Source organism: Hahella sp. NS-SX17 (assembly GCF_057367735.1).
Genome location: NZ_CM170632.1, coordinates 3,342,208 through 3,366,755 on the forward strand (window position 1 = coordinate 3,342,208; position 24,548 = coordinate 3,366,755).

Annotated in this window: 21 protein-coding genes; 18 read left to right on the forward strand and 3 right to left on the reverse strand. The window is 53.9% G+C overall.

Annotated features, from left to right (window positions below):
* Window positions 1-32 precede the first annotated feature (32 nt).
* From AC2IBB_RS14975 to AC2IBB_RS15050, 16 genes are all read left to right on the forward strand, one after another.
* Window positions 33-1,250, forward strand: a complete 1,218-nt coding sequence (locus tag AC2IBB_RS14975; protein WP_486333635.1) for an efflux RND transporter periplasmic adaptor subunit — start codon at window positions 33-35, stop codon at window positions 1,248-1,250.
* Between the two features lie 9 nt (window positions 1,251-1,259).
* Window positions 1,260-4,430: an efflux RND transporter permease subunit gene (locus AC2IBB_RS14980; RefSeq protein WP_486333636.1), complete on the forward strand. Its 3,171-nt coding sequence runs from the start codon at window positions 1,260-1,262 to the stop codon at window positions 4,428-4,430.
* A gap of 310 nt (window positions 4,431-4,740) precedes the next feature.
* Window positions 4,741-5,886 carry an iron-containing alcohol dehydrogenase gene (locus tag AC2IBB_RS14985; protein ID WP_486333637.1) on the forward strand — a complete coding sequence of 382 codons (1,146 nt, stop codon included), beginning with the start codon at window positions 4,741-4,743 and terminating at the stop codon, window positions 5,884-5,886.
* A 158-nt stretch (window positions 5,887-6,044) separates the two neighbouring features.
* A complete protein-coding gene (locus tag AC2IBB_RS14990; RefSeq protein ID WP_486333638.1) occupies window positions 6,045-6,407 on the forward strand; it encodes a hypothetical protein in 363 nt (120 codons plus the stop codon).
* Between the two features lie 17 nt (window positions 6,408-6,424).
* On the forward strand, window positions 6,425-7,402 hold the full coding sequence (locus tag AC2IBB_RS14995) for an ATP-binding protein (RefSeq protein ID WP_486333639.1): 978 nt from the start codon (window positions 6,425-6,427) through the stop codon (window positions 7,400-7,402).
* A 265-nt stretch (window positions 7,403-7,667) separates the two neighbouring features.
* Entirely contained in the window at window positions 7,668-11,789 is a 4,122-nt protein-coding gene (locus AC2IBB_RS15000; RefSeq protein WP_486333640.1) for an RHS repeat-associated core domain-containing protein, read from the forward strand.
* Window positions 11,786-12,106: a hypothetical protein gene (locus AC2IBB_RS15005; RefSeq protein ID WP_486333641.1), complete on the forward strand. Its 321-nt coding sequence runs from the start codon at window positions 11,786-11,788 to the stop codon at window positions 12,104-12,106. Before AC2IBB_RS15000 ends, AC2IBB_RS15005 begins: the two co-directional genes overlap by 4 nt.
* A 491-nt stretch (window positions 12,107-12,597) precedes the next feature.
* Window positions 12,598-13,581, forward strand: coding sequence for an RHS repeat domain-containing protein (locus tag AC2IBB_RS15010; protein WP_486333642.1), 984 nt, complete (start codon window positions 12,598-12,600; stop codon window positions 13,579-13,581).
* Entirely contained in the window at window positions 13,565-13,999 is a 435-nt protein-coding gene (locus tag AC2IBB_RS15015; RefSeq protein WP_486333643.1) for a hypothetical protein, read from the forward strand. The genes AC2IBB_RS15010 and AC2IBB_RS15015 overlap by 17 nt, the downstream gene beginning before the upstream one ends.
* Before the next feature lie 222 nt (window positions 14,000-14,221).
* Entirely contained in the window at window positions 14,222-14,608 is a 387-nt protein-coding gene (locus AC2IBB_RS15020) for a hypothetical protein (protein WP_486333644.1), read from the forward strand.
* 107 nt (window positions 14,609-14,715) lie between these two features.
* Window positions 14,716-14,985 carry an immunity protein Tsi6 family protein gene (locus tag AC2IBB_RS15025; protein ID WP_486333645.1) on the forward strand — a complete coding sequence of 90 codons (270 nt, stop codon included), beginning with the start codon at window positions 14,716-14,718 and terminating at the stop codon, window positions 14,983-14,985.
* Window positions 14,986-15,231: 246 nt separating this feature from the next.
* The gene (locus AC2IBB_RS15030) at window positions 15,232-15,555 is read left to right on the forward strand and encodes a hypothetical protein (RefSeq protein WP_486333646.1); all 324 of its coding nucleotides are present in this window, start codon (window positions 15,232-15,234) and stop codon (window positions 15,553-15,555) included.
* 25 nt (window positions 15,556-15,580) lie between these two features.
* On the forward strand, window positions 15,581-16,066 hold the full coding sequence (locus AC2IBB_RS15035; protein WP_486333647.1) for a hypothetical protein: 486 nt from the start codon (window positions 15,581-15,583) through the stop codon (window positions 16,064-16,066).
* Window positions 16,060-16,317 carry a hypothetical protein gene (locus AC2IBB_RS15040; protein ID WP_486333648.1) on the forward strand — a complete coding sequence of 86 codons (258 nt, stop codon included), beginning with the start codon at window positions 16,060-16,062 and terminating at the stop codon, window positions 16,315-16,317. Before AC2IBB_RS15035 ends, AC2IBB_RS15040 begins: the two co-directional genes overlap by 7 nt.
* Before the next feature lie 318 nt (window positions 16,318-16,635).
* Complete coding sequence (locus AC2IBB_RS15045) at window positions 16,636-17,121, forward strand: hypothetical protein (protein WP_279506391.1); 486 nt, start codon at window positions 16,636-16,638, stop codon at window positions 17,119-17,121.
* 88 nt (window positions 17,122-17,209) lie between these two features.
* Window positions 17,210-17,476 carry a hypothetical protein gene (locus AC2IBB_RS15050; protein ID WP_486333649.1) on the forward strand — a complete coding sequence of 89 codons (267 nt, stop codon included), beginning with the start codon at window positions 17,210-17,212 and terminating at the stop codon, window positions 17,474-17,476.
* A 66-nt stretch (window positions 17,477-17,542) separates the two neighbouring features.
* Here AC2IBB_RS15050 and AC2IBB_RS15055 read toward each other — a convergent pair whose 3' ends face one another.
* Together AC2IBB_RS15055 and AC2IBB_RS15060 are read right to left on the reverse strand one after the other, a co-directional pair.
* Window positions 17,543-20,671, reverse strand: a complete 3,129-nt coding sequence (locus AC2IBB_RS15055; RefSeq protein ID WP_486333650.1) for an efflux RND transporter permease subunit — start codon at window positions 20,669-20,671, stop codon at window positions 17,543-17,545.
* Window positions 20,668-21,762: an efflux RND transporter periplasmic adaptor subunit gene (locus AC2IBB_RS15060; RefSeq protein ID WP_486333651.1), complete on the reverse strand. Its 1,095-nt coding sequence runs from the start codon at window positions 21,760-21,762 to the stop codon at window positions 20,668-20,670. The genes AC2IBB_RS15055 and AC2IBB_RS15060 overlap by 4 nt, the downstream gene beginning before the upstream one ends.
* 371 nt (window positions 21,763-22,133) lie before the next feature.
* Here AC2IBB_RS15060 and AC2IBB_RS15065 point away from each other — a divergent pair, with 371 nt between their 5' ends.
* Both AC2IBB_RS15065 and AC2IBB_RS15070 read left to right on the forward strand, forming a co-directional pair.
* Window positions 22,134-23,120: an amidoligase family protein gene (locus AC2IBB_RS15065; protein WP_486333652.1), complete on the forward strand. Its 987-nt coding sequence runs from the start codon at window positions 22,134-22,136 to the stop codon at window positions 23,118-23,120.
* Window positions 23,093-23,794 carry a gamma-glutamyl-gamma-aminobutyrate hydrolase family protein gene (locus tag AC2IBB_RS15070; protein WP_486333653.1) on the forward strand — a complete coding sequence of 234 codons (702 nt, stop codon included), beginning with the start codon at window positions 23,093-23,095 and terminating at the stop codon, window positions 23,792-23,794. The genes AC2IBB_RS15065 and AC2IBB_RS15070 overlap by 28 nt, the downstream gene beginning before the upstream one ends.
* Here the strand turns inward: AC2IBB_RS15070 and tcyN are convergent.
* Window positions 23,770-24,546 carry an L-cystine ABC transporter ATP-binding protein TcyN gene (tcyN, locus tag AC2IBB_RS15075; protein WP_486333654.1) on the reverse strand — a complete coding sequence of 259 codons (777 nt, stop codon included), beginning with the start codon at window positions 24,544-24,546 and terminating at the stop codon, window positions 23,770-23,772. The genes AC2IBB_RS15070 and tcyN overlap by 25 nt on opposite strands.
* Window positions 24,547-24,548: the final 2 nt, after the last annotated feature.

Below are 24,548 nucleotides of genomic sequence, written 5' to 3' on the forward strand. Positions count from 1 at the left end.
CGCAAATGATAATTATTATCATTAAGTGATTCTTGTCCACAATCAATAAATTGGAAGCGCGCCGTTCGTTGGCGTTTCTTCTTACTCAGGAAGTATCGAACGCAGTCATCATGGAAAAAATTCGCTATCTGCTATTCCCCCTGTTATTGACCGGATGCCGCGACCAGGAAGCGCCTGCGCCCACCCCTCCGCCGCCTCCCGAAGTCGGCGTGGTGACGCTAACGCCGCAGGATGCGCCAATACGGGTGCAATTGTCGGGGCGGACTGTCGCGTACCGCTCCGCCGAGGTGCGTCCCCAGGTGAACGGCATTATCGACCGTCGTTTGTTTGTAGAAGGCGCTGTCGTGGAGCAGGGGCAGGCGCTGTATCGCATCGAATCCGACCGTTACCAGGCAATGTACGATCAGGCGCAGGCCAGTTTGGCGACGGCGCAGGCGCGTCTGGACAGTCTCGGCGGCAAGAGTCGGCGTTATGCGGAGCTGGCCGCCAATAAAAGCGTCAGCCGGCAGGACCATGAAGACATTCAGAGCGATCATCGTCAGGCGCAAGCGACCGTGCAGGCCGCACAGGCTGCGCTGCAACTGGCGGCGGTGGATCTGCAGCGCACCCGCATTGACGCGCCTATTCCCGGTCGTATCGGGCGTTCGGCTGTCAGTGAAGGGGCGTTGGTCACGGAAGGCCAAAGCGCGCCACTGGCGTTGATCCAGCAACTGGACCCGATTTATGTGGACCTGGCGCAGTCCAGCCGTGAACTGCTGTCGCTGCGTCAGACCCTGTTGGAAAAGCCTGGGTCACAGGATACCAAAGACGTCAGACTGACCCTGGAAGACGGCTCCGACTATCCTCATCCCGGCGTGTTTCGCTTTACTGAAGTCAGCGTCAATGAGGCGACAGGCTCTGTGACGCTGCGAGCGGAATTCCCCAACCCTGACGGACTCCTGCTGCCGGGGATGTTCGTACGCGCGGAATTGACGGGAGGCGTGCGCTCCGGCGTCTATCTGACCCCACAACAGGCGGTGACCCATAACGCCCGTGGCGAAGCCACGGCGCTGGTGGTCAGCGCAGAGGAGGTTGTCGAAGAGCGGCGACTGCGTATTCTGGGGGCGCAGGACAATCACTGGATTGTCGGCGCTGGCCTGCAGGCCGGGGACCGAGTGATTGTGGAGGGACTGCTGAACGCCATTCCCGGCGAACCGGCGCTGGCGACGGAACTCAACTTCGATGTCGCCGCGGCGGCGCTGAAACAATAGGCGGCGGCGATGCGAGACTCCATACAGGGGGACGCCCCGAACCAGCGACGGCTGGCTGCATTTTTCGTCAATCGCCCGGTGTTTTCCTGGGTGGCGGCGATAGTGGTGATGTTGGCCGGCGTGCTGGGATTAATGTCTATGCCGGTATCGCAGTATCCGGATATTGCGCCGCCGACGATCATGATTTCCGCCAATTATCCCGGCGCTTCCGCTGAGGTGGTGGAAAACAGCGTCACGCAGATTCTGGAGCAGGAACTGAAAGGGCTGGATAACCTGATGTATTTCAGTTCCCGCAGCAGTTCGTCCGGAGCGGCGGAAGTCATGCTCACTTTTCAGCATGGAACCGACGCGGACATCGCCCAGGTGCAAGTGCAGAACAAAGCGGCCCAGGCGGCTGGAAGATTACCTGCGCCAGTGCAGCAACAAGGGCTGACGGTTAACAAGTCGCAGAATAACTTTCTCATGATTCTGGGGTTCTACGACGCCAGCGATCGCCTCAGCGACACGGACATTTCCGATTGGCTCGCCGGCAGCCTGCAAGATCCTTTGAGCCGGGTCGACGGCGTGGGCGCGGTGCAGAACTTTGGTTCCCCCTACGCCATGAGGATCTGGCTGGACCCGCACCAACTCAACAGCTTTCGCTTGATGCCCAAAGATGTGACCGACGCCATCGCCGCGCAGAACACGGAAGTCTCGGTAGGGGAGTTGGGGGCGCTGCCCGCCAGGCCGGGCCAGCAATTGAATGTGACGGTTACCTCCATGTCTCGTTTGACGTCGCCGCAGCAGTTCCGCGACATCATCATCAAGACCGATGCGGACGGCGCCGTGGTGCGATTGGGAGACGTGGCGCGGGTGGAGCTGGGCGCGGAGGATTATGGCGGGACGACCAAACTGAACGGACATCCCGCCTCCGGGTTGGCGGTGATGCTGGCGCCCGGCGCCAACGCTCTGCAAGTGGCGGAGGCGGTTAAGCAGAAAGTGGCGCAGTTACGGGGCGTCTTTCCGCCAGGAGTGAAAGTCGCCTTCCCGGAAGACACGACGCGTTTCGTAAAGTTGTCTATTCACTCGGTGCTGCAGACCTTGTTGGAGGCGGTGGCGCTGGTGGTGCTGGTCATGTTCGCGTTTCTGCAGAACTGGCGCGCGACCTTGATCCCGGCGATTACGGTCCCCGTTGTTTTATTGGGAACCTTTGGGGTCCTCGCCGCAGCCGGCTATTCCGTCAACACGCTCAGTCTGTTCGCCATGGTGCTGGCGATTGGTCTGCTGGTGGACGACGCCATTGTCGTGGTGGAGAACGTTGAGCGCATCATGCGCGAAGAAGGTCTGGACGCCCGCGCAGCGACGCTGAAATCCATGGATCGGATTACCGGAGTGCTGATCGGCGTGGCGGCGGCGCTGGCTGCTGTTTTCTTGCCCATGGCGTTTTTTTCGGGGTCTGTGGGCGTGATCTATCGACAGTTCTCCGTGACTTTGGTCGCGGCGATGGCGCTGTCGGCCGTGGCGGCGATTTGTCTGACGCCTGCGCTTTGCGTCAGGTTCCTGCACCATGGCGAGGCGTCCACCGGCGGCTTCAACGCATTTAACCGCGGCTTCGCCAGGTTTCAGCAGCGCTATGTCGGCGGGCTGAGATTTATGCTGTCGCGGCCGGTTCGTTTCAGCGCCGCGTATATTGTGGCGGTTGGATTGATGGCGCTGGTGTACTGGCGTTTGCCTACCGCCTTTATTCCGGACGAAGATCAAGGAACTGTGTTAGTTCAATTCAATCTGCCGGCGGGCGCCACCTATGACCGTGCGGCGAAAGTGGCGCAAGAAATTGAACGCTACTTCCTGCAACAGGAAAAGGCGAATGTGGAGACGGTGTATATCCTGTCCGGCTTCAGCTTTGACGGTGCGGGGCAAAACGCCGGCATGGGTTTTGTGGCGCTGAAGGATTGGTCGCAACGAGAGGGCGCCGCAAACAGCGCGCAGGCGATCGCCGACCGGGCTACCGCAGCGTTCAGCCGCTTTCGTGACGCCCAGGCTTACAGCATGGTGTTGCCGCCGATTGAAGGCCTGGGGCGCAGCAATGGCTTTGAACTCTGGTTGCAGGATCTGGGAGGACTGGGATCTAAGGGACTGGCCGACGCGGCGGCGGAGCTGGAGCGAAGTCTGCAGGGCGACGAGGCGTTTTCCTACGTGCGCGCCGGCGCCGACCGCAATGTGCAGCAACTGCGCGTGGATATTGATCGCGAGAAAGCCTCCGCCCTGGGATTGGCGCTGGAGGACGTCAACGAGACCCTGAGCGTAGCCTGGGGCGGTTCTTATGTGAATGATTTCGTGCACCAGGGCAGGGTGAAGAAAGTGATCGTGCAGTCGGATGCGCCCTATCGCGCGGCGCCGGAGGATCTGCGTCACTGGTTTGTGCGCGGCGAGGGCGGAGCCATGACGTCTTTCTCGGCTTTCAGCGCGACACAATGGCGCAATGGGCCGACAGAGTTGAATCGCTATAACGGACTGCACGCTGTTCCTTTGTTTGGCGCGGCGGCCCAGGGCGTCAGTTCCGGCGAGGCGATGGCGCAGGTGGAGAAACAGGCGGCGAGCTTGCCTGGAACTAACTTCGAGTGGAGCGGGCTGTCTTATCAGGACAAGCTTTCCAGCGGGCAGGCGCCGCTACTGTATCTGGCGTCCATCGTATTTGTGTTTCTGTGTCTGGCGGCGTTGTACGAAAGCTGGACGATTCCTTGCGCCGTGGCGCCTGCGATACCGCTTGGCGTACTGGGCGCGTTGCTGGCGGTGTATTGGCGCGGACTGCCCAACGACATTTATTTTCAGGTAGGTCTGCTGACGACGATTGGGCTCTCCGCCAAGAATGCGATTCTGATCGTAGAATTCGCTGAAGCGGCGGTGCGCCAGGGCGTTACGCCAATGACCGCAGTGGTGGAAGGGGCGCGCTTGCGTTTGCGTCCTATCCTGATGACTTCGCTGGCGTTCGGCGCCGGCGTAGCGCCTCTGGCGCTCTCCACCGGACCCGGTTCAGCGAGTCAAAACGCCATTGGGACCAGTGTCCTGGGCGGCGTTCTGGCGGCGACAGCGTTAGCGATTTTCTTCGTGCCGTTGTTTTATCTGTGGGTTAAGGGTGCGTTTTTCACAGGGCGACGCAGGGCGTTCGCAGCCGTGAAAAAGTCCGGGGCAGTGGCGTAATCCCGGCGGATGCGACAGCCTGATCTATTCCTTTCATAAAACGCGGCGCCGCACCGTCGCTGGCGCCGCGTTGATCATTTGTATTTATCCCGATTCTGTCGAATGCTTGCCTATTTCTATCTAACTGCCTTCTAAGGCGGAGGGGACGCTTTGTTTCCTCTCGGGATAGGAGTATGTTCCTGTCCCATATTCGACGCGGATGTTTTCCTGTTTCTCGTAGTGAAAGGCCCTCTGCGAGTATGCGCAATTAATCCAGCGCCGCTCTGCGTCGACGCGCCTGCAAAGATATTGCGATTTAAAGGAAGTGAGTATGAATTTTTCTTTTTCCAACAGCACCCGTATTGAATTTGGGCAAGGCCGCATCGCCAAATTAGCCTCATTGATCGACGCAGATCAAAAGGTGTTAGTGGTGTACGGCGGCGGCTCGATCAAAAAGAACGGCGTTTACGATCAAATCAAAGACGCGCTGAAAGATCATTCCTGGCTGGAGTTCTCCGGCGTGGAGGCCAACCCTACGGTGGAGACGTTGGACAAAGCCGTTGAGCTGGCGCGTCGTGAGAAGGTGGATTACATCCTGGCGGTCGGCGGCGGCTCTGTCATCGACGGCTGCAAATATATCGCCGCCGCGACGCTGTATGACGGCGATGGCTGGGATATTCTCACCCGCAAGTACACCGTCGCTCGCGCGCTGCCTTTGGGCGTGGTGCTGACCTTGCCGGCCACGGGTTCAGAGTCCAATGGCGGCTCTGTGGTGACCAAAGCCGCGACAAAAGAAAAGCTGTCCTTCGGCTCTCCATTGGTGTTGCCTCGCGTCGCGGTGCTGGACCCGGATGTGATCAAATCTCTACCGGAGCGTCAGGTCGCCAATGGCGTCGTCGATGCATTCGTGCATATTTGTGAGCAGTACTTGTCCCATAACAGTGACGCCTGGGTTCAGGATGGCTACGCGGAAGCGCTGTTGCGTAATCTGGTGCGTCTGGCGGAAGAGTTCCCGCAGCGTGACAACGATGTATGGCGCAGCAACCTGATGTGGACCGCCAACCAGGCATTGAATGGTTTGATCGGCGCCGGCGTGGCGCAGGATTGGGCGACTCATATGATCGGCCATGAAATCACTGCGCTTTACGGGGTCGATCACGCCCGCACTCTAGCCATCGTGCAGCCCTCGCTGTTGCGCGTGCAAATGGCGGACAAGCGCGCCAAGCTGGAGCAAATGGGGCGCAATGTGTTCAATCTGCCTCAGGATGACAATCTGGCGGAAACCACGATCGAAGCCATCGAACGCCTTTACAGCAGTCTGGAGATCCCCATCAGACTCTCTCATGCTGGCATCGAAGGCGACACAGCCGTTCCGGCCCTGGTGGACGCGCTGGAAAAACACGGCATGACCGCACTGGGTGAAAATCGCGCAATCACCTTGGACGTCAGTCGGGAAATCCTGAAGCGCGCAGCTTGATAAAAGCCGCGCTAAGCAGGATTTCAGATAGGGAATATGCGCCAAGGGCAGGGAAGCCCAGTTAGCTTTAAACCTCAGATTTCAAAGGCTTCTGACGACAATTTCAGGTATAATCATCACCCGTTGAAACGCTCCATTCAGACAGGTGATGATTAGCCATGCAACTCGTCTACGCGTTATTTTTCTCCCCCTCCCAACACTCGACCCCTTCTGGTTTTAACGGCGTGTTCACCTCCCGGGCCAAGGCCGATCAAGCCATTGCAGATTTTTCTGAACGAACGTCATTTCACGGCCTGACAGACCATTTCGTCATTAAAGAGTGTCCTTTGGATCAAACCGCCTTCGAACCGTCAGACCTTGTCGAAGAAGCCGCGTCAAACTGGTCAGTCTGGCGCCAGGACGATAACAACAATACCTTCTTCATCCAGGGTGACATGACGCAATCCGAAGCTTTGAATCTGGTGAAAGATTACGAAGATAGGGGCCATAAGCAGATGTATTGGGCGAAAAAGGATAGTTAGGCGCTGGAGAATGAAACATGTTGTCCTTTAAAGACGCGGTGAGAAAACGTCCTGGCATGTACTTTGGCGATATTGATCACAATGCCGTCAATCATGTTATCTACGAGCTTGTCGCGAATATTGTGGATTTATTTTTGGCGGACAAGGCGACGACATTGAAGATAGATGTTAGCGAGCGTGAAATCATAGTCGCTGATGATGGCCCGGGTTTTCCATTTCCAGTAGAAGATGGCGCCCATGATCCTGTCGAAGTCTATCTCACCCATCATCACGATAAACCAACGGCGGATGACCATGCTCCTCATATACATGTGCTGGGAGGCGGACTTGGGCTGGCGGCGGTAAACGCAGTTTCAGAAAAGCTAACTATCGAAAGCTCTAATGGCGCATGGCGATGGAGACAAGAATTCGGAAAAGGCGAGGTAATAGCGCCGTTGGAACGTTTCAGGTACGACGGCCCGAGCGGCAGTTCCATTAAACTCACTCTTGATCCGTCAGTGTTTCATAATCGTTTGCCTGACTTCTTCCAGCTCAGGAAATCGATGTTTGAGCTAGCTCACTTATACTCTGGACTGATTGTAGAGTGTGATGGAGAACGCTATGTCTCTAAACAGGGGCTGTTGGAACTGGCGTATCTGATGTGGAGCGGGCCAAAATGGGCTTTTAGCCCCAAAATGTTCCGGTTCAAAGGCCGAACAGAAGATGTTGAGTTTGAAGTAGCAGCTATTGGCGAGGGAGGCTCCTCTCCTTGCTATAAATCCTGGGTGAATGGTTGCGAGACGGAAGACCATGGCGCGCATGTTAACGGTTTTCGCCACGCATTGAACAAAGCGGGGTGGGCGCCGGACACTGCGTTGATCAGTATTGTTATGCATGATCCGAAATTTGCGGGACCGGTGAAAAGTCGCCTTTGTAACCGGAGGGTTAAGAGTCTAATTGCAGAAGCTCTGGCTGATCCCTTGAAGATGTTTAAGAGCAAGTCCGAAGATAATTGACGCCATCATCACAAAACGTTGCTTACATCACGAAATAACCACCTGAATAATGAAGGAAAATCTCCAGAACTAACGCTTAACTGGCTACGTATGCGCGTAAATCAAACTCATGGAGATTGGCGCGTTGTGTCGTAAGGCAAGTGGGCGGTATGTGTCGTTGTTAGTTTTAAGGTATTCGCTGATCGCCCCCAGTTACCAGTAACCGTTTTCATGACGCCATGGCCCGTTTGGCTTGCTGTGTCGCTTTACAAAGGACGTACTCCGAATGTATTCCACTCGCAGTTATGTATTTAAGCATTGGTCTGACATCACCGTTGCGGACCTGCCGTTTGTTGAATCACCTTTCTTCGCCTCCAGCTACGCCGAGCGTTGTTTGAACATAGACGCTAAAGTCGGCGATGTCGTTAACCACCTAAAGGGGAGTCACTTTCGTTCATCGTTTGGCGCGTTTCCCGGCCGAGGTTCACGGCATCTGCGCAAATGGAAAGAAGACTTTGTTAAAGGGCTCGAACGGGGCGAAATCCTGTTGGTGTTTACCGACAAAAGAAAGCCATTTTGCTCCGTTGTCAGTGAGAGTGAAGACGGCCTCAAACCCAATGTGTCTGAACTGACGCTGGCCGTACGCCTGATCAATCGCGCCAACCCTGCGCCGCCGCCACCGCCGGCGATCACCGGCGAAGTCATGGATGTGACCGCGCTTAATGGCAATCCGGGGTGGAGCAGTAAGCCAAGAGAGTCTACGAGTCACCAGTCCGCGCCCAAGACATATGCGCCCGCTCAGCCTCAGGCGAATACAACACCGACCGATGAGAGCGGCGCCAGTGAAAAATCCGGCAGCAACGATAATGGCGCGACCACGCCGGATAACAAAAATGTCTGCACCAGCGGCGAACCCATCAGCATGGTCACCGGCGAGGAATTGCTGGATCTGACCGATTTCACCGTCGCCGGCCCTCTGCCGATTATCTGGAAACGCACCTATAAATCCTCCAATCCCCATCAACGCGGTCTGGGCGTGGGCTGGACTCATTTGCTGTGTCAGCAGTTGGAGGAGCAGGAAGGGCGTCTGGTCTTCACCACGGACGAAGGCCGCTACATTGATTTTCCTTTGGCGGAGCCGGGCCAGACCGTTCGTAATTCGGCTGAGCATCTGGAGCTGCGTCGGATCGACGATACCCATTACGTACTGAAACAACGCGGCGAACCCACCCGCTTGTTCGTAGGCGCTGATGGCGTCTACCGTCTGGAAGGATTGCTGGATGGCGTCGGCAATGGCGTGCGTATTCAATACTGGCAGGACCTGGACGGCTACGAGCGGCCGGTCACCCTTATTCAGACCAGCTGGGGCAAACGCCTGTACGTGCTGCATAACGCTCAGGGACTGATCTGCGAGATCCAGTCGCTGCGCGCGGACGGCGATGTGGACACCCTGGCCAAATACGAATACGACGACGCCCAGGATCTGGCGCAGGTGCGGGACCCCGCCGGCGCGGGTGAATCCTACGCCTATCGTAATCACGTCATCACCCGCCGCACCCTGAAGACCGGCTTCAGCTTCTATTTCGAATGGAGCCGCTACGACAAAGCCGCCCGCTGCGTGCGTCAGTGGGGCGATCAGGGCGTCTACGACTACCGTTTCGAATGGGACCCGGCCAACAAGACTTCCCACGCCATCGACAGCAACGGCGGCAGAACCACCTTCCACTACGACGATCGCGGCCAGATCGTTAAAGAAATCGATCCAGAGGGCGGCATCACCCTACGCCTGTACGACAACGCCGGCAATCTGGTGGAGCAGACCGATCCTAACGGCCACAGCACCCACTACGCCTACAATGACAACGGCCAGTTGACCGCCCTGATCGACGCCAACGGCGGCCATTACAAGATCGACTACAACGACGACGGCATGCCGGTGGCGATCACCAATGCTCTGGGCCATGTCTGGCGTCGCGAGTACAACGAACAGGGCCTGCTGGCCCGCATCACTGACCCGGAAGGCGCGCAGACCCAATACGAATACAACGCCCAGGGCCTGCCGCAAAAGATCATCGACGCACTGGGACAGGCCCGGGAACTGCAGTGGAACCGGGAAGGCCAACTGGTCAGCGAAACGGACAACCAGCACACCACCCGTTACGCCTACAATGCGCAGGGACAGGTCCGCGCCGCCACCGATCATCAGGGGCAAACCACAGCCTATCAGTACGACCGCAACGGCAACGTCACCGAAGTCAAACGCCCGGACGGCTCCGTCCTCAAAATGCGTTACAACGCCAACGACCAGCTGACGCACTTCATCGACGCCGCCGGCCGTTGCACGGAATACGTGTATGACGGTCTGGCCCAGGTGCGCAAGCGCATCGACCCGGCTGGTCAGAGCTTTGAGTATCTGTACGATAAAGAACGCAACCTGATCGGCCTGATCAACGAAAAAGGCGAGCGCTATGAACTGGCCTATGACCGCAACGAACGACTGATTCAGGAAATCGGCTTCGACGGTCGGGTGCAGCAATATCAGTATGACCCGGCGGGCCATCTGAAGGCGCATATCGAAGGCGTACACGAAGACGAACGCATTCGCGCGCAACACACCACACTGTTCAAACGCGACCCCATGGGCCGCCTGCGCGAAAAACACAGCCCGGACGGCGACATCAGCCGCTTCGCCTACAACGCCAACGGACAATTAACGCAGGCCAGCAACCCATACCGCACCCTTGAATTCGCCTATACGCCGACAGGACGTCTGGCGGAGGAAATCCAGGACGGCCAACGTCTGCGTCACGAATACAACCCGCTGGGCGCCCGCATCCAATCACTGTTGCCAAACGGCGGCGTCCTCGGCTTTGACTATGACCGCCATGGCCTGTTCACCCAGGTCAGCCACAACGGCGACGTCCTGACCAGCATCGAACGGGACCAGGACGGACGCGAATTACGTCGCCGCCAGGGCGCGGCGGAATCCCGCTACGACTACGACGTCATGGGACGTCTGATTCGTCATCGGGTCAGTCATCGTCAGAGCAAAGCGCGCATCATCGAGCGCAGCTACGGCTATGACGCCAGTGGCAATCTGGCGCTGATCGACGACCTGAAAAAAGGAACCACCCATTACCGTTACGACGCCCTCGATCGCCTGAAAACGGTCGAAGGCTATTGCAACGAAGAGTTCGCCTTCGACCCGGCGGGCAATATTCTCGACGGCCAGAACCAGGCCAAAGGCAACCGCCTGAACTTCCACGGCGACCGCCACTTCGAATACGACGCCGCCGGCAACCTGATCCGCGAAAAACGCGGCAAAGGCGGCAAGCTGGAAACCCGTTACCAGTACAACAAGCAGAACCAACTGGTCGCCATCGAAAAAGATGGGCAAAAGACGGAGTACCAATACGACGCCCTGGGACGCCGCATCGCCAAACAGGACGCCTTCGGCAAGACCGAGTTCCTCTGGAACGGCGACGTGCTGCTCTCGGAACAGCGCAACCACCTGCACAAAACCTACGTCTACGAACCCAACAGCTTCCGTCCGCTGGCGTTCATCCAGGACAAACAAGTCTACCACTACCACCTGGACCACCTGGGCACGCCACAGGAAATGACCAATGCGGAAGGCGAAGTCGTCTGGTCCGCCCGCTACAAAGCCTACGGAAACCTGGCGCTGCAAGACGTCGAAGAAGTACAGAACCCTCTACGCTTCCAGGGCCAATACTACGACGAAGAAACCGGCCTGCACTACAACCGGCACCGCTACTACGACCCCAGCGCCGCACGGTTTATCAACCAGGACCCCGTTGGACTGTTGGGGGGAGACAACAATTATCAATATGCGCCGAATCCGACGGGGTGGGTGGATCCGTTTGGGTTAACTTGTAAAGAGCTTACTCAGGAAGAGATAGATCAACTAAAAGAGTTAGTATTAAATGATCCAGACAGAGCTTATTACAAAATAAGAGAAATGATTAGAAGCGATCAACTTGACTTTAGTACGAAAAAAGATGGTGCAGTATTTTGGGGAACTTCACGGCATCCTGGAGTAAATAATATGCTTGTTGCCCAGACTTGGGCAAAAGCTAATGGTAAATCGACATTAGAGCAGACATCGGGAGGAAAAGTTCTTGAGCAGTTAGATTTATTCTCCAAATCAAATGATATGGACTCTGGAAAAGCAGCTAAGTTATGGAACATGGCTTCGACTAAATTTGCATCTAATGCAAGTGGAGATATTAACGTATTTAATACGGGCGCAAATAGGTTCGGCCAATGGGGAGAGAGAACTTGGTGGAGAATAGAAAAGCCGGTGTTGCTTAAAAATGAGTCGGTTACATCTGTGACGCGAAGAAAAAAAGATGGTTCGGCTGCAAAAACAGGACATATAGTTAAATGAAAAAAGATTTGAACATTGAGGTTTTTGTCTTCAGTGAAGACGATCTCGCTTCAACCATAAAAATAATTAGAAAACATATTAAAATACCTGTTTCATCTATCGCAAATTCAATAAAAAGAAAAATACCTATATGTAATTTTCGGCTGAAAGTCTCAGAGTTTTACTGTGGTTGGAGATTGGTTTATGAGATGGTAAATGAACTTAAAGAAAGTGGGGTTGAGACGGAGTTCCATGTTAATGGAGAGCCGTGTGGGCCTAATTTTTTAGAGCTATTGAAGATTGATATAGAAAATATTGAGAGGAAGGATATATATTGATGTCAATATTTTGATAAATGTTGAACCACTCACCCAAGTGAGGGGCTGATTGAGTTTATCCAGCCCTTTTCAGGGGGCGTTTTAGTGGATGACTTCTGCCTTGCACAAGTCGTTGACTATTTCTGGCAAGGCGTTGTCGTAGAAGTCTTCTACGCGACTAGAAAGAGAGGTCCTAAATCCTACCTCAGTCTGTATTTAATCATGTTGTGATCACTGTGGTGAGTAAGCATCTTGGGCTTTCTACGCGCCCACAATAAGGCTATAAGGCTTAGACTTTTAGTACACGCCTTGCCTACGTTATAGCGCTAGAAAACACACAACGAACGTTACACAAACGAAGTCTGACTAGGTTATAACGCGGTTGATATCAGCGATCCGCAGGTTCAGAAGTTTGACGCTGAAGTAGCGAATAACTGGATCAAGCGGCTTATTTACAATACGGCGCTTTAGGGTGCCGTATCAGCAAGACCGAGTTCCTCTGGAACGGCGACGTGCTGTTATCTGAACAGCGCAACCACCTGAACAAAGTCTACGTCTACGAACCCAACAGCTTCCGTCCGCTGGCGTTCATCCAGGATAAGCAGGTCTACCACTATCACTTGGACCACCTGGGCACGCCACAGGAAATGACCAATGCGGAAGGCGAAGTCGTCTGGTCCGCCCGCTACAAAGCCTACGGAAACCTGGCGCTGCAAGACATCGAAGAAGTACAGAACCCACTGCGCTTCCAGGGCCAATACTACGACGAAGAAACCGGCCTGCATTACAACCGGCAAAGATATTATTGCCCGGTAACTGCACGCTTCATCAGTCAAGACCCTATTGGCCTACCAGGAGGGCATAACTGCTACCAGTACGCCCTTAACCCGGTTCACTGGGTTGACCCGCTGGGGCTGATGGCTAAAAAGGGGAAAAAGGTTAAAACTGAAGAGCCATTAGACATCAGACCTGATAATCCCGAATACACGAAGGGTGCGATAGACTCAAGGGTAAAGGACATCCATAAAGCTTTTAAGAGTATGATACTGAAGGAAATCTCAGATAATGCGCGGTGGGAAGTAGATAGTATTCGAGCTGATAGTGGAATGATATATAGTAACCAGCTTGATTACCATGCTTTTGAAAGGCATCCAATAGAGGCTACGAATGGTAGTGGAGTAATAGATCCAGTTCTATATGATCAAAAGGCAAGAGCTGTCATTGCCTCGGTGAATACTAAAATATATAAGCAGAAAAACAGATATATTGCATATAATAGGCTAACAAATGAGAAAACTGTATTCTCATTTGAACGGGCTAACGGTGTTCCAATAAATACTCCTGTGATACATACTTACTTTAAAGTTGACAATCCAAATAGTATAAATAATCAGGTGAGGGATAAAACTATCTCGCCTGTTTCTGATGGGTTTATTTTGGAAAAAATTCTTCCTGAAAACTATGTTTGGAAAAAAGATTGTGAAAAAAATGATTGATAAGATAAAAGAGTCTAGACTCTCATTCCTTCCTCCATATATATATGACTTTGATGAAGATGAAAAAGGATATGAGGAATATCTTGAATATTATTCTGAAAATATAGATTTGTGTATATTTGTGACTGATGCGTATATAAGTGCATTGGGTGAATGTCTGAGAAATTTTACAGAATTGGCGTTAAATAATGCTCTCGAAAAAAGATCTGAATATATAAAATTATTTCCGTTTTCTGAAGATAAAATAGAGAATTACCGAAGCAAAGGGATGGATCGAGAATTGATCGATGCTTGCGAAGCAGATTTGAGAGATTTTTATACAAATAAGCTTGATGGAGATGAAGTATATGTGGTTGAAAATTATCGCAAGCACTTACTAAAGCTGAGGGAGCACCTGAAGGGAGTGAGTGCTGATTAAACTTTTGATGGCTAGTGAGTTGAAGTTTATGATTTTAAGATGGGAGACTTTATGTTTTGAGTCATATAGTGCGATTTGCCTGGGCGTGAGGGTTGTCCCTCATGCTCCAAATTCATCTTGAAATGATGGCTGCTGCACTTAGATGCGATATGAATACGCCCATTTTTATTACTGTTGACGCTATTTCTAAATGACGAATTTTGCTCATACTAAAGAGAAAAAATGGTCAAAATAAATATTAACTCGTTTCTCCGTCTTTTAGACGAAGAGATTGATATTGACTTCTGTGAATATTGCAAAAAGCACGATCTAAAATCATGGGTAAATATCACTCCTGATATTAGGAGAAATATCAAAGCCATAGCAGAGTTTGAAGGCGCAGAAGAGTCAATAAAAAGGAATGGCTATAGCGAATATCATGTAGACGGTACTAATTATTGGAGCAAGGATGCTCCAGTAGCCATTCACTTTTATCCTTACCATGAGTCATATATAAATGTTTGCATGATTTGTAAGGCGGTATTTTTAACCTATACCGAATATGCAGGCCATGGGCCGCAGAACAGGATCAGATATGTAGATAAAAGGCTTGTGACAGATAATTACTGAATTGGCAGTGATTAGACCATTATGCAGTATGCGCTGAGCCCTGGCAGTAGGCGAACAAAGCCAATCTCCGCTAGGGCTAATAAAGGGAGCTACAAAGCGGTGGTTGGATGAATAAAAAAGAAACACTATGCAAAGCTATAGTAATAAATGAAGGAAGGCTTAAGCAAATACCGGATTTTGAAATTTATCATAGTATGGCTAGGCAGCTTAAATATTTGCTTACGATAATTGATGGAAAAGAAAAAGATAAAAGTAAGCTAGATAAAATAATTCTTGGGCACTTCGCTGTTAGAGAATTTGAAGAGTCAGACCCAGAATTGTCGCAAATTTTAAAGAAGTGTCAAAATATTGCATTTGATTTGGAGCTCGAAAGTTAGATATAGACGTCTGCTGATCTATCTTGAGAAGGTGTTGGGTAGTTTAAAGGAATGGGGCGCATAATGTATATCCACTAATGATGTGGATTTGTACGAAAAGCCGACACTCAATACCTTTAATGGATGTTGTCCTGGTTATCGACATTATCGTGCGCTGATTGATTGCTCCAGTAATGAGAGTCTATATCCTGCGATGGTTCTACTCTTTCGGGGCCACTACATTATCTTTAATGAGGTCTAAGCGATATGGAAAAGCTGGATGTTTTTCAGGAGCATGGCGGCGTTCTCTACATTAAGATAGGGCGCGCCGCTATTACTTTTTTTGGATATCAAATGGCTGTTCAAGAAGGTCGTTTAACTCTACGTCCTACAAGCGTAGAAGTTGATATAGCTGAAGAAGAGGAAAGAGTATTACAGAACTATATGCAGCCTCTTGAGGCAAAACACCTATACTCTAAAGCCAGATCTGCGATTAAAGAAATGGTTTTGTTGGAAACCGATAAAACAGAGAAGACACTCTTTTTGAAAAAATTAAAAAAGGAGGTTAGTGCGCTCATAAATGAAACTTGAGTGTAGAAGCCATGAGAGATAAATCTTGACCAGCAACCCCAACACGTTTGAGTACGCCCTCAATCACAATGAGATAGATGACTTTTTCCGTGGTAAAGGTCGGTATTTCGTCCGTAGTCCGGATTATTTCGGACATGTGCATGGGGCTAATATCAGTGGTCAAGTCTGTCGTTTTGTGGGTGACTCCGAAGAGAATGGTGAGATATTCGAACAGGCGTTTTTGGCCTATATGACTGGGCTTGACGTGACGGGTGAGGAGCTTTCTCATCTACTGGCGAATCTGTCTTCTTATTTTGCGGAAAAAAATCGGGGACGGATGGGGGAGGTTAACCTCTTTTCGAGTCATGACAGCCCGGCGGCGCTACTCTTACTGCGTTATTTGGCTTTACTGCATCACGCTGGCCTATATGACGCAGTGAAGCCCGAACTGGAGATTCATGCGAGCTATATCGAAAAGCTTGGAAGCGATGTGGTCTTTGCCTGTATGAGGGAGGTTAACGAGGGATGTTGAAGCTTATTTTTCAAGAAGCATATTTTTATATGCTGATGCAAGACGAAGAAAATTGGTATCTGACTTTTCTTTCAGGAGGAGTCGGGATATATGATACCAGCGTGAAGCTAAATGAGCAGGAAATAGTGAGGGTAAGAGATAATCAAGTCGCAGCAGGGCAACTAGCAAGGGAGTTTTTGCAGGATAGCACCTTGTATCAAGGGCGAAGAATTACGCCGTCCATCTATCCCAAACAAACTCCTAAGAACTAAATCAGTTCTACCGTTTAATGGGTAGGATCAGATAGTCGCATGATGGCCTGTACTGCTGTTTCGACCAAAGACCAAATTGGCTCGTCTTATGCGTCAGGTTTTATATTGAAGTAACATCAGAAGACAGTGTTATTTTCTGCGTGAGTGGGATTGACTATAAAAGATTATCGTTAATTATTGACAGTGAAAATAGGTGCTGTTTTAAGTTTGATACTTTTTAAGTATGCTCTTTTATCTGTGATTTTTTCATGGGTTGTCAGACTGATTTTTCCCAAACTGAAATTGGCATAATTTCAAATAAAAGCATAAGGCATGACTATGAGAAAAGGCAGTGGAAAGCAAGTTCTTAATTGCATTATTAAGGAGCTGTCGACTAGGTTGACGCCTAATGAGGAACTGCCTAGGGCCACTGATCGTATAAGGGCGGGGATGCTTCTTCATGGTTCTACCTCTGATGAATCACTTAATCTTGTGAGTAAGCTGCATTGGGCAAGCACAGAGAAAGAGGGAGAGGTTATACGTCAAGGCATAGCTACGATAAATGGAAATGTCTTTGTTGCTGATTTATTAGACAGTATCTGGGCTAACGAAAATATTAGAGGGATGATACTGTCTGAATTTCCACATTTAACACAAGACGATTATGAGGCCTGTCTTTTTTCTATCTGGGCAATAGTAACTTCAACTCAGATGTTTACTCAGCTTCTTTCTGTTGAAACCGATGATCAAATAGACGTTGATGACTGGGTGCGTGTCGTCAGCAGGAAGCTTTCTTATTATGATGACGAAAGTAGTAATAGATAGATTTTTTTAATTACGGTAATAATCAATTATCAAAAATCAAGGCGTCGGGCAATTGCCAGAGACTTACTTTTTCTTTTGAGGTGGCTTGTTGAAGGTTATTTTCAAAGAGGCGTATTCCTATTTGCTGATGCAAGAAGGTGAGGATTGGTATCTGACATTTCTGACTGGCGGGCCTTTTGTTCAGGATATCTGCGTTAAATTGAATGAGCAGGAAATCGCCAGGGTGAGGGATAACCAAGTCGCAGCGGCGCAGTTAGCCAGGGAGTTTTTGCGGGATAGTGCGCTGTATGAGGGGCGAAGAATTACTCCTGCTGTCCACCCAAAGCAAACTCCAAATGGGCCAACTCAGCGATGACAAAGACTCGCTAAGGGCCATAGCCCGTCGGCAGGTGTGTTGCTCGACGGGCTATGAGGAAGCAATCTAATCCGCCAGATGCTCTATGGCGTGATCTTCATGTAGCTTGAGTTCTTCTTCCAACTGTTTTTCCACCGCTTTGGGGGAACGGGTTTTGCGGGCCAGCAGACTGTACGCCACGGGAACGATGAATACTGTAAACAGGGTGGCGGCGGAGACGCCCCAGAGGATGACGATGCCAATGACTGAGCGGGTTTCCGAGCCGGGTCCGTCGGACAACATCAAGGGCACGGCGCCGGCGATGGTGGTGACCGCAGTCATCAGAATGGGTCTGAGACGGGCCATGGACGCTTCCACCAGGGCGTTATCGAAAGTGAGTCCCTGATCCCGCAATTGGTTGGTGAACTCAACAATCAGGATGCCGTTTTTCGCTGCGAGTCCCACCAGCATGATCAACCCAATTTGCGTGTACAGGTTGAGCGAATTGCCGGTCACATAAAGGCCCAACATACCGCCGGCCACCGCTAAAGGCACGGTCAGCATGATCACGAATGGGTGCACGTAGCTTTCGAATTGCGCCGCCAACACCAGAAACACAATCAGAATGCCCAATACCAAGGTGGTCGCCAGCGCGGTTCCCGCCTCCCGGAAATCGGCGGATTGGCCTTTGTAGTCAATCTGGGCGTGAGCGGGAAGCTGGGTTTCCACCAGATTTTCCAGATAGCTCAGCGCTTTGCCCAGGGTGAGGGTGTCCTCCAGATTGGCTTCCAGAGTGATGGCGCGCAGACGATTGAAGCGATTGAGGTTACTGGAGTCGGCGAATTCGCGCAGGGTCACCACGCTGGAAAGAGGGATCAACTCGCCGCTGCGCTGTGATCGTACGTAGATGTTCTGGATACTGGCGGGGGTGCGCTGCGCGTCGCGTTCGCCTTCGACAATAACGTCGTATTCCTGGCCGTTATCCAGATAAGTGGTGACGGTGCGGCCGCCGAGAACAGACTCCAGAGTACGACCGATATCCTGTACTTTTACTCCCAGGTCGGCGGCGCGGTCGTAGTTGATCTGCACGGACAGATAAGGGCGCGTCTCCTTGTAATCGAAGTCCACGCCGGCGAGGCCTGGATTGGAGGCGTCGATTTCCTTGGACAGAATGTCGCGCCATTCCGCCAGTTCCTCATAAGTGCCGCCGCCGATGACAAATTGCACCGGCTTCGAGATGCCGCCGCCGAATCCCTGCCGCATGACCGGGAAGGCGCGCACGCCAGGTAAATCTGATAAGGACTTGCGTACATCGTCCATGATGTCCCAGGCGGAGCGGCGCTCGCCCCAGGGGCTCAACGCCACCAGAGCGAAGCCCGAGTTAAAGTTTTCGATGTTGCCGAACCCACGGGGCGCTCGCACCAGCACCCGCTGGGCTTCGCCGGAATCGACAAACGTCATCAGGCGACGCTCGATTTCGTTCATATAATCGAGCATATAGTCGTAAGTCGCGCCTTCCGGGCCGTTCACCAGAATAAAGAACGCGCCGCGGTCTTCTTTGGGCGCATACTCTTCCGGCAAATCTTTATACAGCCAGACGGAGCCGGCGCAAATCGCTAACATCAGGACAACAAATAACCAGCGCACTTTGAGACAGCCCGCCAGAATCCTGCCGTAGACATGCTGTACTTTATGGAAAAAATGACCGCCTTCGCTCAGCCCCTGGGCTTTATCGTCACTGGGCAGAATCTTCGAAGCCAACGCCGGGGACAGGGTGAGGGCGATGACGCTGGAAAACGCTACGGCGGCGGCCAGAGTCAGGGCGAACTCGGAGAACAGACGGCCGATGTCGCCCTGCAGGAAGGCGATTGGCACGAATACGGCGATCAGCACCATAGTGGTGGCGATAACCGCGAAGCCGATCTGACGACTGCCGCGAAAGGACGCCACCAGTCGCGTCTCGTTGTGTTCATGCATGCGCCGATAGATGTTTTCCAGCACGACAATAGCGTCGTCCACCACCATCCCGATAGCCAGCACCAGCGCCAGCAGGGTGAACATATTGATAGTGAAGTCGAAGGCGTACAGGGCGCAGAAGGTGGCGATCAGGGAGATCGGTACGGTTACCGCCGGCACCAGGGTGGCGCGCAGGTCGCGCAGGAACGCCCAGATCACCAGAATGACCAGTCCGATGGCGATGAACAGGGTTTTCACCACTTCGTTGATGGCGCCTTCCACAAAGACGGAGGAGTCGTAGCTGGCTTGCAGGGTCATGCCTTCCGGCAAGGTGGGATTGATGCGTTTGGCCTGGGCCTGCACCGCCCGGGCTACGTCCAGCACGTTGGCGGTGGACTGTTTGGTGACGCCCACGCCGACCATGGTTTCGCCGTTACCGCGAAAGATGCCTCGTTCCTCCACTGAGCCCAGCTCTACTTTGGCGACGTCGCCGAGGCGGATGAGGTAGCCGTCCTGTCCAGCGCCGATGACCAGTTTGCGAAAGTCTTCCGGAGTATGGAAATTGCGCTCGGTGCGCACGGTGAACTGGGTGTCCCTGGATTCGATGCTGCCTGCCGGCAACTCTACGTTTTCGGCTCGCAGCGCGCCTTCGATATCCGTCACTGTAATGCGTCGCGCGGCCATGGCGCTGCGGTCCAGCCAGATGCGCATGGCGTAAACCTTGCCGCCGCCGACGCGCACGCGGGCGACGCCGTCCAGCACCGACAAGCGGTCCACCAGATAGCGATTGGCGTAGTCGGTCAATTCCGGCACCGTCATATTAACCGCAGACAGGTTCAACCACAGGATCACATCGTCGCTGCTGTCTTCTTTGGCGATATCCGGCGGCTCTGCTTCCGCCGGCAGGTTGTCGGCGATTCGGGATACGCGGTCGCGAATGTCGTTGGTGGCGGCGTCGATGTCGCGGCCGATGTCGAACTCTATGGTGATGCGGGAGCGGCCGTTACTGGATTGAGAGGAGATCGACACTATGCCTTGCACCCCGGAAATGCGCTCCTCGATCACCTCAGTGATGCGGGTTTCCACCACATTGGCGGCGGCGCCGGGATAGTCGGTGGTGACGCTGACGACAGGCGGATCAATGGCGGGATATTCCCGCAACGGCAAGCGTTCAAAGCAGAGGTAGCCGAAAGCGATCAGCAACAAACCGATGACGGAGGCGAATACCGGTCGTTTGACGGAGAGGTCTGAGAGCATCATTCCGTTTGTTCCGCTTGCTGCTCGCCTTGCAACAGCTTGGCGACATTAAGGGCGCCGTCATCCACGGCGATGACTTTTACTGCGGAGCCATCGGAGATTTTAACCAGACCATGGCTGACCACCAGATCGCCTTCGTTCAGGCCTTGCAGAATTTCCACCTTGCCGGCTTTGCGGGAGCCGATCTCCACCTGGCGACGTTGCGCTTTCGATGTTTCGCCTTGGGTGACGACGAAAACGTAATGGGAGGTTCCCACCGTTGCGATGGCGCTTTCCGGTATCACCAGCGCAGTGCGCGGGCGCGATTGCAGGTCCAGTTGCAGCAACATGCCAGGCAACAGCATTTGGCCGGGGTTGTCGAACAGCGCGCGGGCCTGCACGGTGCGCGTCACGGGGTCGACTCGGGGGGAAATACTCTTGAGTTCGCCGCTGAAAACTTGTTTGGGATAGGCGCTGGTCTCCGCTTCCACTTTCAGACCAGGCTTCAGGTTAGCGAGAAAAACGGAGGGGATGGCGAAGTCCACTTTGACGACGCTAAGGTCATCCAGGGTGGTCAAAACGTTACTGGGCTCCACCAGGGCGCCGACGCTGATGTTGCGCAGCCCCAGCACGCCATTGAACGGCGCGGTGATCTGGTGCGCTGCAATGCGGGTGCGCAGCGCTTCAATTTCCGCCTTGCTCTGATCCACCCTTGCGCGGGCGGCGTCCAGCTCCGCTTCGCTGCCGACGCGGCGGTTATACAGTTCCTGAGCGCGACGGTGGGCGCTTTCCCGTTCCGCCTGCACCGCCAGGGTTGAACGCAGGTTGGCCTGTTCCTCTTCATCATCCAGTTTGATCAATACATCGCCGCGTTTCACGCTGGCGCCGTCTTCGAAGTGGACGCTGACGACTTTCTCTGTGATCTTGGGAGTAATGTTCACCGACTCATTGGCGTTGACGGTGCCGAGGGCTTCTATCTTGTCGTAATAGGGCGTGGATTGCGCCGAGGCGGCGACGACAGAGGTGGGCGGTCTGCCGGCTGCGTGCGCCGTTCCTGCGATGCATATACCAATCAGGGCCGCTGCAAGCGCCCCGTTCAGCGTTCGTGAAGACATGTCCTGAGTCCTTAGCCTGAAACGTGAATACAAGCGCATCGTGCGCGCCGGCGGATTCGGGGCGGCCTGGCGTGGTGGGCTCGCTTCGGACGCTGACGGCGCCGCCAACGTGGGCGTCATGGTTATACGAGAAAGATTATCACTTTGGTTTGGAGGCTTCAGCAGAATTCTGCTCGCCTGAATTCTTCGTAATCTTTCTGTCTATATAGCGTACTTTCTGGGATTGGGAGGCATCGGACGCCGCCTTGCGTGCGTATAAATCCAGTCATCGAAGACGTATGTAATGGACGTCGCAGTCACGGAGCGGCGTCGGATGCTACAATCCCTTTCATGAATCCGCAGCGCCGGAGCGCAACCACGGAGGTCACAGCATGAACGCCGTCGACAGCAGCTTCAAAACCCCATCCATCATCCGCAGAGGCGATGGCGAGGTGCGTCTGGTCGGGTTTGAGCTGGAATTCACCGGGTTGACTCTGGAGCAAACCGTGGCTGCGTTGCAGAGTGCCTTGGGCGCGCAGGTGATTTCCGGCTCGGCGGCGGAAAAAAAACTCCATGCCGAGTCACTGGGGAATTTCAGTGTCGAGGTGGACTGGGATTACTTCAAACGCCAGGCCGCCCGGCAGCAGGGAGAAGAGGAAGACGAGTGGGTGCAGTTGCTGGGGCAGGCGGCGAAGCTGCTGGTTCCGATGGAGGTGGTGTGTCCGCCGCTGCCGATAACCGGGCTGACGGCCCTGGACCCCATGGTGGCCGCTCTGAGAGACGCCGGCGCGCAAGGTACGGAAGATTCTCCTATCGCCGCCTTTGGCGTGCACATCAATCCCGAAATTCCCTCTCTCGACGCCGCCGCCATCGCGGCATACCTGAAGGCGTTCAGTCTGCTGCAGTGGTGGCTGGTTGAGCGCCTGCAAGTGGACCTGACAAGGCGCATCAGCCCTTACATCGATCTTTACCCCGAATCCTACGTGCGACAACTTTTGTCGGACCCCTCACCGAGCCTGAATCGGCTGTTTATCGACTATCTCGCCTATAATCCTACTCGTAACCGCGCGTTGGATATGCTGCCGCTGCTGACGGAAATCGACGGCGAACGGGTGCGGCGGGCGGTGGATGATGAACGCATTCAGGCGCGCCCGACTTTTCACTACCGTCTGCCGAACTCGTTGATTGATCGTACTGACTGGAATTTGGCGGTTCCCTGGAACAGCTGGTGGGTGGTGGAGGAACTGGCTTGTCGCTCCGATGACATCGAACGTCTGAGCGCCGCCTATCTGAGTGCGTGGCGTCCCTTATTGGGCGTCAGTCGTCATGACTGGATAGAGACTATGGAACAATGGGTACAAGACTCCGGGTTGGCGTAACCGGCAGCGGCCGCAAGTGGTCGCCGTCCTGGTGGTGCGCGCAATTGGCGCTGCGCATGGCGGGCGCGCATCCGGAGCGCATCAGCGTGCGTCATGCGCCTAGCGGCATTCCCTTAGACGCACTGATTATTGGCGGCGGCGACGATATCAGCCCGGAGCATTACAACGGAGATATCAATGAGAAGGTCAGGATCGATCCAGATCGCGACGCTCTGGAGATCGCCTGGATTCACAAGGCCCTGGAGCACAACATCCCCCTCCTGGGCATCTGCCGCGGCGCGCAACTGATCAACTGCGTGCTGGGCGGGGCGCTGCATCAGGACATTCGTCATATGCGCAAGCTCACCTACAACCGGCCGGGATTGTTGCCCACCAAACAGGTGCAGCTGGAACAGGACTCACGGGTATCCGCCATCTGCGGCGCCAGAAAACTGCGGGTCAACAGTTTGCATCATCAGGCGATCAAGGTGCCCGGCGCGGGCCTGAAAGTGGTGGGGCGCGATCTGGACTTTATCGTGCAGGCGGTGGAATGCGTCAGCGGGCGCAAGATTATCGGCGTGCAGTGGCACCCGGAATATCTGTTTTACCTGCCGTCGCAGTTCGCGTTGTTTCGCTGGTTATTGCAGGAGCAACCACACCGGAAGCACGCTCACGCGTCTTCCGGCAGGGGTTGAGCGGCGTTGTCGCCGAGGAATTTGTTCAGGAATTGGCGGGTGCGCGCTTCCTTGGGGTTGCTGAACAACGTTTTGGCGTCGCCTTGCTCAACGATCACGCCGCCGTCGATAAAGATGGCGCGATTGGCCACATCCCGGGCGAAACTCATCTCGTGAGTGACGATCACCATAGTGCGCTTTTCTTCCGCCAGACTGCGAATCGTCGCCAGCACTTCGCCCACCAGTTCGGGATCAAGGGCGGAGGTGGGCTCGTCAAACAGAATCACGTCCGGCTCCATGGCCAGGGCGCGAGCGATGGCCACCCGTTGCTGCTGTCCGCCGGAAAGGCGTTTGGGGTAGGCATCCTCTTTCCCGGTCAGGCCGACACGGGCCAGCAGACTGCGGCCTTTGGCCGCGGCCTGCTCGCGAGGCTCCTTCTTCACCACCACCGGGCCTTCCATCACGTTCTCCAGCGCCGTGCGATGAGGAAACAGATTGAAGTTCTGGAAGACGAAGCCGACATGCTGCCGCAGCTTACGGATCAGGCCTTGCTGCGGTCCCAGAGGACGGTCGGCGTCGATGTCGAAATCCCCGACGCGGATATGGCCGCCGCTGGGTTCCTCCAGCAGGTTCATACAGCGCAGCAGCGTGGTTTTTCCCGAGCCGCTGGGGCCGATGATAGCGACCACTTCACCGGGCTGAATCTCCAGGTCAATGCCTTTCAGCACCGCTTGTCCTTTGAATTGTTTGGTCAAATTGCGCAGGGTGATCATAG